Annotated in this window: 13 protein-coding genes; 5 read left to right on the forward strand and 8 right to left on the reverse strand. The window is 51.2% G+C overall.

Features of this window, described 5'->3' with window-relative positions:
* Positions 1–18: 18 nt before the first annotated feature.
* Positions 19–1,665 carry a DNA repair protein RecN gene (gene recN / locus HF324_RS05850; RefSeq protein ID WP_168810384.1) on the forward strand — a complete coding sequence of 549 codons (1,647 nt, stop codon included), beginning with the start codon at positions 19–21 and terminating at the stop codon, positions 1,663–1,665.
* Between the two features lie 116 nt (positions 1,666–1,781).
* Positions 1,782–2,597 carry an enoyl-ACP reductase FabI gene (locus tag HF324_RS05855; RefSeq protein WP_168810386.1) on the forward strand — a complete coding sequence of 272 codons (816 nt, stop codon included), beginning with the start codon at positions 1,782–1,784 and terminating at the stop codon, positions 2,595–2,597.
* Between the two features lie 161 nt (positions 2,598–2,758).
* Here HF324_RS05855 and HF324_RS05860 read toward each other — a convergent pair whose 3' ends face one another.
* Positions 2,759–2,980, reverse strand: a complete 222-nt coding sequence (locus HF324_RS05860; protein WP_012794455.1) for a DUF2795 domain-containing protein — start codon at positions 2,978–2,980, stop codon at positions 2,759–2,761.
* Between the two features lie 100 nt (positions 2,981–3,080).
* Between HF324_RS05860 and HF324_RS05865 the strand changes: the two genes are divergently transcribed.
* Positions 3,081–3,731, forward strand: coding sequence for an ABC transporter ATP-binding protein (locus HF324_RS05865; protein ID WP_168810388.1), 651 nt, complete (start codon positions 3,081–3,083; stop codon positions 3,729–3,731).
* A 263-nt stretch (positions 3,732–3,994) separates the two neighbouring features.
* Here the strand turns inward: HF324_RS05865 and HF324_RS05870 are convergent, their stop codons facing one another.
* The 3 genes from HF324_RS05870 to HF324_RS05880 all read right to left on the reverse strand — a co-directional run bounded on the left by HF324_RS05870 (position 3,995) and on the right by HF324_RS05880 (position 8,126).
* A complete protein-coding gene (locus HF324_RS05870) occupies positions 3,995–4,897 on the reverse strand; it encodes a histone deacetylase family protein (RefSeq protein ID WP_168862096.1) in 903 nt (300 codons plus the stop codon).
* 93 nt (positions 4,898–4,990) lie between these two features.
* Positions 4,991–5,656, reverse strand: coding sequence for a ligase-associated DNA damage response endonuclease PdeM (gene pdeM / locus HF324_RS05875; RefSeq protein ID WP_168810392.1), 666 nt, complete (start codon positions 5,654–5,656; stop codon positions 4,991–4,993).
* A 19-nt stretch (positions 5,657–5,675) separates the two neighbouring features.
* A complete protein-coding gene (locus tag HF324_RS05880) occupies positions 5,676–8,126 on the reverse strand; it encodes a ligase-associated DNA damage response DEXH box helicase (RefSeq protein WP_168810394.1) in 2,451 nt (816 codons plus the stop codon).
* Between the two features lie 51 nt (positions 8,127–8,177).
* Here HF324_RS05880 and HF324_RS05885 point away from each other — a divergent pair, with 51 nt between their 5' ends.
* Complete coding sequence (locus tag HF324_RS05885; protein ID WP_168810396.1) at positions 8,178–9,500, forward strand: NCS2 family permease; 1,323 nt, start codon at positions 8,178–8,180, stop codon at positions 9,498–9,500.
* Here HF324_RS05885 and HF324_RS05890 read toward each other — a convergent pair whose 3' ends face one another.
* Together HF324_RS05890 and HF324_RS05895 are read right to left on the reverse strand one after the other, a co-directional pair.
* Positions 9,501–10,532 carry a S66 peptidase family protein gene (locus HF324_RS05890; protein ID WP_168862097.1) on the reverse strand — a complete coding sequence of 344 codons (1,032 nt, stop codon included), beginning with the start codon at positions 10,530–10,532 and terminating at the stop codon, positions 9,501–9,503. It lies immediately after the preceding gene.
* Between the two features lie 207 nt (positions 10,533–10,739).
* On the reverse strand, positions 10,740–11,297 hold the full coding sequence (locus tag HF324_RS05895) for a porin family protein (protein ID WP_168862098.1): 558 nt from the start codon (positions 11,295–11,297) through the stop codon (positions 10,740–10,742).
* Positions 11,298–11,493: 196 nt separating this feature from the next.
* Between HF324_RS05895 and HF324_RS05900 the strand changes: the two genes are divergently transcribed.
* A complete protein-coding gene (locus HF324_RS05900) occupies positions 11,494–12,075 on the forward strand; it encodes a hypothetical protein (RefSeq protein WP_168810403.1) in 582 nt (193 codons plus the stop codon).
* Here HF324_RS05900 and HF324_RS05905 read toward each other — a convergent pair.
* Together HF324_RS05905 and HF324_RS05910 are read right to left on the reverse strand one after the other, a co-directional pair.
* Complete coding sequence (locus tag HF324_RS05905; RefSeq protein WP_168810405.1) at positions 12,072–12,677, reverse strand: hypothetical protein; 606 nt, start codon at positions 12,675–12,677, stop codon at positions 12,072–12,074. The two genes, HF324_RS05900 and HF324_RS05905, sit on opposite strands and share 4 nt — an antisense overlap.
* A gap of 43 nt (positions 12,678–12,720) precedes the next feature.
* Positions 12,721–13,212 carry an Lrp/AsnC family transcriptional regulator gene (locus HF324_RS05910; RefSeq protein WP_168810407.1) on the reverse strand — a complete coding sequence of 164 codons (492 nt, stop codon included), beginning with the start codon at positions 13,210–13,212 and terminating at the stop codon, positions 12,721–12,723.
* Between the last annotated feature and the right edge of the window lie 87 nt (positions 13,213–13,299).

Raw genomic sequence — 13,299 nt, forward strand, 5'->3', positions numbered from 1 at the left:
CAAGTTATTTCCTGACTTATGTTACAGCGACTAATCATTAAAAACTACGCCATTATTGATCACCTGGAAGTGGATTTTTCAGGTAATCTTAATGTCATTACCGGGGAAACCGGCGCCGGTAAATCTATCCTGCTGGGCGCCCTGTCCATGATCCTGGGAGAACGTGCTGATCCCGGCGTGCTGTTCGATAAAACCGGCAAATGCGTGATTGAAGGCATCTTCAAGGTGAAAAAATCACAGGTGGCCGCTTTTTTTCAGCAACATGAACTGGACCTGGAAGACCCGCTGATCATCCGCCGGGAAATCAGCGCTGCCGGCAAATCCAGGGCGTTTGTAAATGATACTCCTGTCAACATATCCCAGCTGTCTGAACTGTCAGGCTACCTGGTAGACCTGCACCAGCAGTTTGATACCCTCGAACTGGGCAACGCCGATTTCCAGCGGGAAGTCATCGACGCGCTGGCCAAACCCGCTGCCCTACAAGTATATCATCACCTGTTCCTGCAATACCTGCAGGTGCAGAAGAAATACAAACAATTACAGGATGACCGCGACCAGGCCAACAAGGAACTGGACTATAACCGGTTCCTGCTGGATGAACTGCTGGAAGCGGACTTCAGCCCCAACGAAGTGGAAGAGCTGGACAATGAGCTGCAGCTGCTGACACACGCGGAAGAGATCAAAAACACCCTCAACCGGGTATTTTTCCAGCTGAAGGAAGATGAACAGCCCATTCTGCAACAGCTGAAACAACTCCAGTCCTCTATCCAGCATATCTCCTCCTTTCATAAAGACATGCCGGCCGTATCTGAAAGGATGCTGTCTGCCTACCTGGAACTGCAGGATATTGCCGGTGAAGTGGACAACATTAACGACCAGGTACACTACGATGCACAACGCATTGAGCAGGTAAATGAACGGATGGCGCTGGGGTACCGGCTCTTTAAAAAGCATGGCGTACAGACCACTGATGAACTGCTGGCCATCAAAGACACGCTGACAGCCAAAGTAGATGGGGTATTGAACCTCGATGAACAGCTGGCGGCGCTGGAAAAAGAACAGGCGCAGCTACACGAGGCCCTGATGAAGGACGCTGCGGCTATTACCGCGGAAAGGCAGGAGCAGGTGGCGCCTTTTGAGAAAAAAGTCAACACGCTGCTGGCGCAGGTAGGCATGCCTAACGCCCGGCTCAAAGTGGACATTATACAGGGGGAACTGAACCCTTACGGGCAGGATACGATCGAGTTCCTGTTTGACGCCAACCGCAGCAACCAGTTTGCACCGGTAGGCAAAGTGGCCTCCGGTGGTGAGTTGAGCCGCCTGATGCTCTGCATCAAATCCCTGGTGGCACAGTCGGTAGCGCTGCCCACCCTGATTTTCGACGAAATCGACACCGGTATTTCCGGCGAAGCCGCCAGGCAGGTGGGCGTGATCCTGAAAGATCTGGCCAAAGCGCATCAGATCATCTGTATTACCCACCAGCCACAGATTGCCGGCAAAGCCGACGCCCATTATTTTGTATACAAAGATGCCCGTGCGGAGAAAGTGACCACCAGCGTAAGGCTGCTGTCGATGGACGAGCGGATAGATAAGATCGCGCAAATGCTTAGCGGTGAACGGCCTACTGCCGCCGCCCTGGAAAATGCCCGCGAAATGGTGAGATAAGTACCCGCGTAACCGTTATTACTTCCCGGCCTGCATGCTAAAAAGCCATGGCCGGGAAGCAATAACTTTTTTTTTCAACTATAACGACTATTTTTGCCAAAATTAATTTTGACCAAATGGCTCATAACTTATTAAAAGGAAAGAAAGGTATCATCTTTGGTGCACTGGACGAAAAGTCACTGGCCTGGAGAACAGCGCTCCGTTGTGTGGAAGAAGGCGCTGAAATAGTGCTCACCAATGCACCTGTGGCACTGCGTATGGGTGAGATCAACAAACTGGCTGAAATCTGCAAGGCCCCTGTTATTCCGGCAGACGTAACCATCACCGATGACCTGAAAAATCTTTTTACCAAATCCATGGAGCATTTTGGCGGTAAAATAGATTTTGTACTCCATTCTGTAGGCATGAGCCTGAACGTACGTAAAGGAAGACAGTATACAGACCTGGATTACGACTTTTCGCTGAAAACCCTCAATATTTCCGCGCTGTCCTTACACCGTGTGCTGCAGACCGCCTACCAGATGGACGCCATCAACGAATGGGGCTCTGTAGTGGCACTTACCTACATCGCTGCACAACGTGCATTCCCTGACTACAGCGAAATGGCTGACGCTAAAGCTATGCTGGAATCAGTAGCCCGCAGCTTCGGTTACCACTACGGCATCAAAAATAAAGTACGTGTGAACACCGTTTCCCAGTCCCCTACGCCGACTACTGCCGGCAGCGGCGTGAAAGGCTTCGGTGGTTTCATTGGTTACGCAGAAAAAATGAGCCCGCTGGGTAATGCCACGGCCGACAACTGCGCTGACTACCTGGTGACCCTGTTCTCCGACATGACCAGGATGGTGACCATGCAGAATCTCTACCATGACGGCGGATTCTCCTTCACCGGCGTGTCCAACGCCATCATGGACGCCCTCGACAAAGAATAATATTTCAACGATTTCAATAAACAAAGGCTTTCCCACAGCGGGAAAGCCTTTGCTGTTTAAAGGACTTATATCAAATGGAAAAGCCGCTACGGCAGTAACGGCTTAGTTCTTTATCAGGCACAGGATGCCCGGGAGTAGTACAATCTATAAACGCTCAGGGTCTAGTACTCGTCTTCGTTGAAGAAGAAGTCGTCTTGCGACGGATAATCAGACCAGATATCTTCAATCCCCTCATAAATTTCTCCCTCATCCTCCAGCTCCTGTAAATTCTCGATTACTTCGATCGGTGCACCGGAACGAATGGCGTAATCAATAAGTTCGTCTTTAGTAGCTGGCCATGGAGCGTCCTCCAGGTATGAAGCTAATTCTAATGTCCAGTACATCTTATTAAAATTTTTACTTTTTAATTTTCCGCAAAAGTATTATTTAATTTGAAATAAACAACTTTTACTATTTTATCGGTTATTTACTTTTCTTTGGGTTATGCTAACCGCTCGCAATGTTACCAAAAATTATTCCAACTTACCGATACTCAAGGGAGTAGATATTACTGTCAGTAAAGGTGAGATCGTGACCATCGTTGGATCGTCCGGAGCAGGCAAAAGTACCCTGCTGCATATACTCGGAACGCTGGACCAGCCCACCCAGGGCGAAGTCTGGCTGAATAATGTCAATCTGACGGGTTTAAGCGGCAACGCGCTGGCCGACTTCCGGAACCGACATATTGGCTTTATCTTCCAGTTCCACCACCTGCTGCCTGAGTTCAGTGCGCTGGAAAATGTATGTGTCCCGGGGTTTATAGCCGGCACCCGCAAAAGCGAGGTAAAGGAAAAAGCAGCTTTTCTGCTGAAAACCCTCGGCCTGGGGCATCGTTTGGAACACAAACCCTCGGCGCTTTCCGGCGGCGAACAACAAAGGGTGGCCGTAGCCCGCGCACTCATCAACAACCCCGACGTGGTCATGGCCGATGAACCTACCGGTAACCTCGACTCCCAAAACGCACGGGAGCTGCATAACATGTTCCTTCAACTGAGGGACCAGTTTCAGCAAACCTTTATTATCGTTACCCACAACGAAGAGCTGGCGCCGCTGAGTGACCGGCAGTTACTCATGAAAGACGGGAGGATCATTTAGAAATTTTGATATTTTGATATTTTGTTATTTTAATATTTGGCGGGTTCTTAAACGGCAGGTCCTAGAAATTTTGATATTTTGTTATTTTGATATTTGGCGGGTTCTTAAACGGCAGGTCCTGTTATTCATGGGTTTGCCCAAAAATGATCCGTGAATATCAAATGATAAAATATTGAATTATGCAGGCGTTTTTGCCAGTTTAAAATATCAAAATACCCAAATACCCAAATACCCAAATATCAAAATACCCAAATATCAAAATATCAAAATCCGTAAATATTTAACCCTGTTCTGAAGGTATTGCAGTGAGCGTTCACAATATCGCTGATACGCGCGGAATAGCCGCCGCCCATGGCCACTGCGCACGGAATGCCGTGCTTATGCAACAGGCTGAAAACGATTTCATCCCGCTGCCGACAGCCGGCAGCAGTTACTTTGAGCTTACCAAACCGGTCCGTTTCAAGCACATCCACGCCGGACAGATAACAAACGATATCGGGCTTTTCTTTCTCTATCAGCCGTGGCAGGGTTTCCTCCAGCAGCTGCAGATAGGGGCTGTCCGTCATGCCGTCAGGGAGCGGTATGTCCAGATCGGAGGTTTCCTTATGGAAGGGGTAGTTGTGGGCACCGTGCATACTGAAGGTAAACACCCGGTCATTGCCGGCAAAAAGGGCGGCGGTGCCGTTGCCCTGGTGTACGTCCAGGTCTGCCACCAGCACCTTTTTCACTTTCTTTTGTTGCAGCAGGTAGTTGGCCGCGATGGCGAAATCGTTGAGCAGGCAGAAGCCTTCTCCCCGGTCGGCGAAAGCGTGATGGGTGCCACCCGCTACGTTGAACCCGATGCCATGGTCCAGTGCATGCAGGGCGATATCGATCGTGCCCTGGGCGATAACGATCTCCCGCTGCGTCAGCAGGGGCGACTGCCGGAAGCCGATATGCCGCTGCTCCCTGTCAGACAGGGTCTGGTCGCGCAGCTTCTCCCACCAGGGAAGCGTATGGGTGGCCAGGATCGCTTCTTCCGCCGCCGCCTCCGGCGCGAACAGCTGCTCATGGCTGATGACGCCTTCCCTCAGCAGCTGCGCCGGTATCAGCTCGTATTTCACCATTGGAAACCGGTGGTCGGCCGGTAACGGATGGGCATATATCTCGTGGTAAGCTATCTTCATCAGAAATTACGAATTACGGATTACGAATTCCGAATTACAAAATACGAATGGCTCCTTTCTAATCTAATTCGTAATCCGTAATTCGTAATTGAATTATTGTGTCCGGATAATCGATTTTCCGGCGATTACAAACACGGATTCGTCCGGGTAGGGGTCCAGATTGGCCAGCCCGGTAAAGTCGCCAAAAGCGGGTAAAATGCCGCAATAACGGCCAAAATAGAAGCAGGGTAACCGGAGCCGCTGCCTGGCGGGACCTGCCATTACCACGGCAGGATGCAGGTGGCCGGAGAACGTATACAGGTAACCGTTGTTTTCCCCGCAGGGCTCGTGGATAAAATGGATATTCCTGACGGTGAGCGTATCGTGGGTATTGACTTCCAGCTGGCTGTATATCTCGTCCGCCATGATATCATGATTGCCCAGCACCAGGTCTACCCGGATATGGGAAAACTGGCCCCGCCATATTTTGAAATACTGCACCTCGTTGTTGTGCCGGCTGTGGAACATATCGCCCACGATAATGAGCCGCACGGGCAGGTAACGGGTGATCAGCTGTTGCAGCCGGAACAGGTCTTCCTGCATAATGCCTGCAGGAACGGCAATGCCGGCTTTCCGGAAATGGGCGGATTTGCCCAGATGCAGATCTGAAAGGATCAGTGCTTTCTCCTCTTCCCAGTAAATCGCTTTCTCCGGCAATAAATGCCAGTGCTGTTGTTTAAACCGGAATATCTCCCCCGCCGCGTGGTCCTTGTTTTGCATGGGCTGCAAATTATTAATTCTATTCGTTGACAGCAATCAATTTTTTAATCCGGTCTTCCAGCTTCTCGCTGGTCATGGTGTCCCGCAGGCTGTCTACCTTGATAGGGAAGCAGAAAGGCGTCAGTTTATCGGGCTCGGTGATCACGATACGGCTCTGCGCGATACGTTCCAGCGTTTCGCGCAGACGGGCCTCTTCCATCTGGTAGAAAAAAGCTTCGTTGAAAGCCTGCTTCAGCAGTAGGTTCTGTGGGTCGTAGTCTTTGAATACATTGAACAGTAAGGAAGCGGACGACTGAAGGTGCCTGTTGGCCTTGTGTTTGCCCGGGTAGCCCTGGAAGATCAGGCCGGCGATAACGGCGATGTCGCGGAATTTGCGGCGTGCCATTTCGGTGGCGTTCACACTGGTCTGCAGTTCCGTCAGCAGGTTATCGGTGGTAAACAGCGCTTTGGCGTTTTCTGTGGTCAGCGGTATGGGTTGGTCCGACAGCAGCTCAAAGCCGTAGTCGTTCATTGCAATGGAAAAGGTGATCGGTTGTATGCGGCTGATGCGGTACGCCAGCAGGGCAGCCATGACCTCATGTACAAGCCGGCCTTCGAAAGGATATACGAAAAGGTGGTAGCCGTCTTTGGTGGTGATTTTTTCGATCAGCAGCTCATTGTCTTTCGGGATGTGGGACAGCTCTTCCTGCCGGTTGAACAGCGGCTGCAGCGCTATCAGTTCCGGGTCTTTGGTACGGCGGGAGAGCGCCTCGTTGAACTTCCTGCGCAACATACGGCCGAGGTTGGAGGACAGGGGGATACGTCCGCCCTGGTAGCTGGGCACGATAGTCCGTTTGGCGCCGGACTTGCGTACCAGCACCGTCATATCTTTGATCATGACAAACTCGAGATTGCGGCCGGCCAGCGTGAAGCTGTCTCCGGGCGAGAGCCGCGAGATAAAGCTTTCCTCGATAACGCCTACATATCCGCCGGTCATGAACTTCACTTTAAGCATGGCGTCGCTGACGATAGTGCCGATATGCAGGCGGTGCCGCATGGCCAGCATACGGCTTTTGCAGTAGTAGTGGTCGCCCTGCCGCTCCAGTTTGCGGAACTCGTCGTAGCTGCCGAGGGCGTCGCCGCCGGTGGTAAGGAAAGCCAGTATCCACTGCCATTCATCTTCCGTAAGGTCCTGGTAGCAAAAGGTTTTACGGACTTCTTCATAAATCTGCGGTGCATGGAAGCCGTCGGAAACGGCGAGCGTCATCAGGTATTGCAACAACACGTCATATGCCAGCAGCACAGGCATGCGGCTTTCGATCAGCTCTTCTTCCATCGCGGCTTTGAGCGCCGCGGCTTCTACCAGTTCCAGTGCGTGGGTGGGCAGGAAGAAAATACGGCTGATGGCGCCCGGCTGGTGTCCGCTACGGCCTGCCCGTTGCAGGAAGCGGGCCACCCCTTTTGGGCTGCCTACCTGTATGACGGTGTCTACCGGCCGGAAGTCCACGCCCAGGTCGAGGCTGGCGGTGCATACCACTGCTTTGAGGATACCGTTATGCAGCGCTTCTTCCACCCATATCCGCAGTTCCATATCGATGGACCCGTGATGCAGCGCCAGGGCGCCGGCGAGCATGGGCTCATGTTTGAGCAGCGACTGGTACCATATCTCCGATTGGGAGCGTGTATTGGTAAAGACCAGGGTGGTCTGGCTGTTATTGATGATAGGCAGCGCCTGCGGCAGCATGCGGATGCCGAGGTGGCCTGCCCACGGATAGTTCTCTATCTCATGGGGGATCACGCTTTGCAGGGCGATATTTTTTTTCAGGTTGGCGCGAACGATCAGTCCCCCGTTGTGATAAGGGCCCAGCAATACTTCCAGCGCTTCGTCGAGGTTGCCGATAGTGGCGGAGATGCCCCACACTTTCAGGGTTGGCCGTAACCCGCGCAGGCGGCTTAACGCCAGTTCTGCCATGACGCCGCGTTTGCTGCCGAGCAGCTCATGCCATTCGTCTACCACTACCGTGTGCAGGTGCCTGAAAACGGACGGGTATTCTTTCTGGGCCAGCAGCAGGTGCAGGCTTTCAGGGGTGATGATCAGTATTTCCGGCATCTGCAGCTTCTGGCGGGCGCGGGTGGCCACGGGAGTGTCGCCGCTGCGGATACCTACTTCCCACGGGATGTCCAGCTCGCGCAATACCTCTTCCATGGCCCGTCCCAGGTCTTTGGCCAGCGCGCGGAGCGGTGTTACCCACAGCAGCTGCAGGCCGTTCTTCGTTTTTTTCTGATAGTCTTTAGGATGGGCGTCGATCCAGGCGATGACGGCGCCGAGGAAGAGCGAGAAGGTTTTACCAAAGCCGGTAGGTGCATTCACGATCCCCGACCGGCCCTCCAGGTACGCCTCCCAGGCGTCTTCCTGGAATTTGAAGGGTTGAAGGTCCTTGTCAGCCAGCCATCCGGTAATCACTTTCCATCCGCGTGAACGTTGTTGCATGAAATGAAATTAGCATAAAATGATAAATCGCGAATCGCTTATTTTTGCAGCATGCTCGCAAAATTTTTCAGGCTCTCCGAAAACAATACTACGGTAAAGAAAGAAGTACTCGCTGGTTTGACCACCTTTTCCACCATGGCGTATATCCTGGCTGTGAACCCCAGTATCCTGTCAACGACGGGGATGGACTTTAACGCGCTGATCACCGCCACGGCGCTGGCTGCCGCTATCGGTACGCTGGTGATGGCACTGTATGCGCGCCTGCCTATTGGCGTGGCGCCGGGGATGGGGCTGAATGCTTTCTTTGCCTACACTATTGTATCAGGCATGGGCTACAGCTGGCAGTTTGCGCTGACCGCCGTTTTTCTTGAAGGGATCATTTTTATCATTTTATCGATGTTCCGGATCCGGGAAGCGATCATCAACAGTATCCCCGAAAATCTCAAACACGCTATTTCCGTGGGTATCGGGCTGTTGATTGCCCTGATCGGGATGGCCAACGCCGGTATTATAGAAACCGGTATGCATCACGCAGGCGAAGGCAGACTGGAAGGCGTGATCCTGAAAATGGGCAACGTTACCAGCATCGGGCCGCTGATAGCGCTGATAGGCCTGATCGTCAGCGCTGTGCTGATGTACCGGAAGGTAAACGCGGCGTTGCTGATCGGTATCCTGGCCGCTACGATGGCAGGTATCCCCTTAGGCATTACCCATCTGCCCGAAGGGCACCTGGTGAGCCTGCCGCCCTCAGTGGCGCCTATCGCATTTAAACTGGAGTTTGACAGGATCTTCAGCCTTGATATGCTGATGATTTTATTCACCCTGCTGATGGTGAACCTGTTTGATACGGTGGGCACATTGATAGGACTGTGTAATAAAGCCGGACTATTGGATGAAAACGGGCGGCTACCGCGGGCCAAGCAGGCGCTGATGGCCGATGCGGTGGGCACTACCGCGGCAGGGCTGTTAGGCACCAGCGTGGTGACAGCTTATGTGGAAAGTGCCAGCGGCGTGGCGGCAGGCGGCAGGACCGGCCTCACGGCGCTGACGGTATCTTTTATGTTTTTGCTGTCGCTGTTTTTTGCGCCCGTATTTGCCATGATACCACAGGCGGCTACAGCGCCGGCGTTGATCATTGTGGGAATGCTGATGATGGGCGCCGTGGTAAAAATAGATTTTAATGATGTGACCGAAGCCCTCCCGGCGTTCCTGGCCATCGTGATGATGCCTTATACCTATAGCATCGCGGAAGGGATTGTATTCGGCATGCTGTCTTACGTATTACTAAAAGTACTGACAGGGCGATACAAACAGATCAGCCCTGTAATGTATGTACTGGCCATTTTGTTTGTCGTTACTTTCCTGGTGAAATAACTAATCCTTTAACAGCACTTTTTCGTCGGTAACGGTGAGGGTATGCATCATGCCGCATTTGAGGGCGTAGTTATTTTTCTGGTGCCCTGTCGGGAAGTTGTAGCATACAGGGTATTTAAAGGCTTTTACTTTTTCCTGCACCATATCATATACCGTGCGTCCGAATTCTTCGCCGGGATCATCCGGCTTTAACCTGTTGAAGCCGCCGATGATGAGCCCGGCGAGGTTGTCGAGTTTATGGGAACGCTGCAGCGTGTTCAGCATACGGTCGATATTGTAAAGATATTCCCCTACTTCTTCCAGGAACAGGATTTTCCCGTTGGTGTCAATTTCTGAATTGGTGCCGGAAATGCTCTGTATTACCGACAGGTTGCCGCCTATCAGTATGCCACGGGCCGTGCCTTTGCGGTTGTTGGCATCCGGAGGCGCGGTATACTGCATCTTTTTACCGGTGAGGGCCTGGTAGATAGACATGATGGTATCCTGTATCTCCGGCTCCGCATTGTTGAAATCATCCGGAAAACTGTTGCACATTTTGGAATGGATGGTAGCAATACCATAATGGCGGTTGACATGGCAATGCAGTGCCGTAATATCACTGAAGCCGATGATCCATTTGGGATGGCGATGAAAGCGGGAGAAATCCAGGTGGTCGAGAATGCGCGCCGATCCGTATCCGCCGCGGCCGCACATGATCGCCTTTACGTTGGGGTCGTTCAGCATGGCTTGCAAGTCCTTTGCTCTCTCGGTATCCGTGCCACCGAAAGAATAATCGCGCATACCAACGGTATTGCCTATACGTATATTAAAGCCCCATTTTTCCATGATGCGCAGGGAGGGCAGAATTTCTTCTCTATTGATATAACCGGCAGGACAGGTGATACCGATGATGTCCCCGGGTTTAAGGTAAGGAGGGATTTGAGGTTCTTTGGCAGCGTCGGTATCGGTAGTGCCTATAGCCGCCAGTGTTTGTGTGGCGGGCAGGCTGATACCGATGGTCGCCAGGGCAGATAAAAAATGTTTACGGTTCATTCAATTAAAATACGGATATTTTCACGCAAAGCACGCAAAGATTTTTGTTTTATATTAAGCACGCAAAGAATCGGAGATCATATCAATTAACCCTAACCATGATTAAAAACGCACTATATGATAATCGGCAACAGTTATACTTTGCGAGCTTAATATAAAACAAAAATCTTTGCGTGCTTTGCGAGGAAACAATGGACGAAGGGCCGGTCACTTAAAGGTATATGTCATCCCGATTTTACCGGTATTGTTATACACAGCGGGGAAGTAAGCTTTTACGGGGACGCTGTATGAATACCGGGCATTGACGCCAAACCCGTACGGAAGTTGATATCCTAAACCTGCGGAGCCACTGAGTCCCCAGCGATTGTAGAGGTCTATGTTATTGTAGGTAAGGCCCTCTACGGTTTCATTGGCTGACAGGACGTAGTTCAGCTCAGGCCCTGCTTCCAAATAAAATTTGGGTGTGATATAATATTTGATCATAACGGGGACGCTGAGGTAATGCTCTTTTCTGTCGGTAATAATGTGATACCCTCCCTGGCCGCTGTTGCGATAATATACTACCTCCGGTTGTATGGCCCAGCGTTCTTTTAATTTGATTTCAGCAAAAGCGCCGGCGTATACGCCAGTACGGAAGTAATCGAAAAGTGCGGTACTATTTGAGATGTTTAAGCCGCCTTTCAGGCCATAATGGACTTTTTTCTGGGCGTAGGTCCCCACTGTCACTGACATTACGGCCAGCAGTACAAATAGAGTTTTTCTCATGTTATTGTCTTTGTATGTTGATATGAATACGGCTAATGCAGGTGATGACAGTAATGCATTACAGGTGTAAATGTAGCCGTGAAAATGTTAAGGAAATCATTACAAAATGGTTTTTAATTTTCTTTAACGCGGCTGATAAGTTGAGCTAAAAAGAGCATGGCAACGTTTTTGCGGCGTACAGGCAAATGTCACGTATATGCGTTGTTTGCTCGCTTTAACCGGATTGTTGTTCATCACCACTGCTGTGAGTGCACAACAGGAAGCCTGGCGGATCGTGCCGGGCGAATCCATTGGTCATGTAAAACTGGAGATGCCTGCTAACGAGCTGGCGTCGCTGGGAAAGCCTGATACCGGTGATGCCGCTATGATGAAAGCATGGCGGATATGGTACGGCCGCAGGAAAGACGGCTCGGTGGATTCGGCTGCTGTATTGGCTGTGTTTACTGCCATGCGCACACAGGATACACAATATGTGAAGGAGGTCAGGGTTACTTCCCGCCGGTTTCGGACAGCGGAAAACGTGGGCGCGGGCAGCGCGATGACCGCCGTCAGGAAAGCTTATCCCAACCTGAAGCTGGTAAAGGTGTATGCGTCTAAAAACAGATCCCGCCGCATTGAAGTGTATGATGATGAAAAGCTGGGCATCGCTTTTGAAACGGCGAGTGCCCGCCGCCGCGCCATATGCAGCATGGTGGTGGTACATACGCCGGGAGAGGCGCCGGGCAGTTACCTCGATTATCACATCGGGTTCGACAACCTCCTGCCGGTCACGCGTTAGAACACTTTACGGCCGGAATGAATGTTATACGAAAGCCCGGCGCTTCCGATACCGGGAATATCAGGATTGTAGTTGTTGTTGTTGAAAAGATAGGAGAAGTGAAGGCCCAGTGAAGTATGACCGATCATGAAACGGCAACCGGTGGTAAATGCAAATCCGGATACATGCACCTGGTCATTGGTATTCTCGTCATCCTCCGTGTTTTCCACGTTGCGGCTACCGTTGTGGAAGCCGTAACCCGCGCCGGTAAAGAGCCCCAGCTTTGTATGGGACTGTGTGGTGGCAAAGTTTCCATAGTTGTAAGTGAGGAATAACGGAACGTCGGCCATAAAAAAGCTGGTGGAGTTACCTTCTGAATAGCGGGAGTAACTGGCGCGTAAGTTACCGCCCAGTGCCAGCTGCGTGCCTATGGCGAAGGCCGAACGCGGGGAGAGGATACCAAAATTAAATCGCGGTGAATAGATGACGCCCCCGGCAAAATGATTGTCGCCCGAGTATAGTCCCGCCCCGATGGAGTGAGCGAAGCAGGCAGACTGACTACTGGCCGGCAAAGCGGTCAGAAAAAGGCATAGTGCATACAACCCTGTGTATAGCTTCAGCATAGGTTAGCGGTGTAGATTTAGAAACAACAATCACTGTTCACTGCTAATATACAACCTGGTGCGTTTCTTTTATCACAGAGATCACAAAAATACTTTGGGTATGACTCAGGTTATCCAGTTCCCCCAGTTTGTTCACATAAAACTCCCGGTACTCATCCATATCTTTTACCTGTACCTTGATCATAAAGTCAAATTCCCCTGATATATTGAGGCACTCTGTCACCTCCTGGAAAGCGACGATTTCCTGGATGAATTTTTTGCCGTTCTTTTTATTGTGCTCTTTTAAGGTGATATAAACGAGCACCGTCATCCCTTTGTTTATTTTCCGGGGATCCACGATGGCGGCGTATTGCCTGATAACCCCCGCCTGTTCCATTTTTCGGATACGCTCATATACCGGCGTGGTGCTGAGGTTGAGCTGTCGCGCAATATCACGGATCGTCATTTTAGCGTCCTGCTGCAGCAGCCGGAGGATGCCCATGTCCTTATCATCCAGCGTGAGCGCGGGCAGTTCCTGTTCTTTTTTATGGTCCATTTTACCGATTTTTTGGAAAAAATATCTTGATATAGTGAGTTTTAAGTGTATTTGTTCCAAAAATATCAAAATTGATCGATCTGTGTT

Origin of the sequence: Chitinophaga oryzae (genome assembly GCF_012516375.2) — a bacterium.
GTDB classification, from domain to species: domain Bacteria; phylum Bacteroidota; class Bacteroidia; order Chitinophagales; family Chitinophagaceae; genus Chitinophaga; species Chitinophaga oryzae.

Coding starts and splice junctions, on each gene's coding strand:
- recN (WP_168810384.1), top strand. CDS start 19: ATGTTACAGCGACTAATCATTAAAAACTACGCCATTATTGATCACCTG.
- HF324_RS05855 (WP_168810386.1), top strand. CDS start 1,782: ATGGCTCATAACTTATTAAAAGGAAAGAAAGGTATCATCTTTGGTGCA.
- HF324_RS05860 (WP_012794455.1), bottom strand. CDS start 2,980: ATGTACTGGACATTAGAATTAGCTTCATACCTGGAGGACGCTCCATGG.
- HF324_RS05865 (WP_168810388.1), top strand. CDS start 3,081: ATGCTAACCGCTCGCAATGTTACCAAAAATTATTCCAACTTACCGATA.
- HF324_RS05870 (WP_168862096.1), bottom strand. CDS start 4,897: ATGAAGATAGCTTACCACGAGATATATGCCCATCCGTTACCGGCCGAC.
- pdeM (WP_168810392.1), bottom strand. CDS start 5,656: ATGCAAAACAAGGACCACGCGGCGGGGGAGATATTCCGGTTTAAACAA.
- HF324_RS05880 (WP_168810394.1), bottom strand. CDS start 8,126: ATGCAACAACGTTCACGCGGATGGAAAGTGATTACCGGATGGCTGGCT.
- HF324_RS05885 (WP_168810396.1), top strand. CDS start 8,178: ATGCTCGCAAAATTTTTCAGGCTCTCCGAAAACAATACTACGGTAAAG.
- HF324_RS05890 (WP_168862097.1), bottom strand. CDS start 10,532: ATGAACCGTAAACATTTTTTATCTGCCCTGGCGACCATCGGTATCAGC.
- HF324_RS05895 (WP_168862098.1), bottom strand. CDS start 11,297: ATGAGAAAAACTCTATTTGTACTGCTGGCCGTAATGTCAGTGACAGTG.
- HF324_RS05900 (WP_168810403.1), top strand. CDS start 11,494: ATGCGTTGTTTGCTCGCTTTAACCGGATTGTTGTTCATCACCACTGCT.
- HF324_RS05905 (WP_168810405.1), bottom strand. CDS start 12,677: ATGCTGAAGCTATACACAGGGTTGTATGCACTATGCCTTTTTCTGACC.
- HF324_RS05910 (WP_168810407.1), bottom strand. CDS start 13,212: ATGGACCATAAAAAAGAACAGGAACTGCCCGCGCTCACGCTGGATGAT.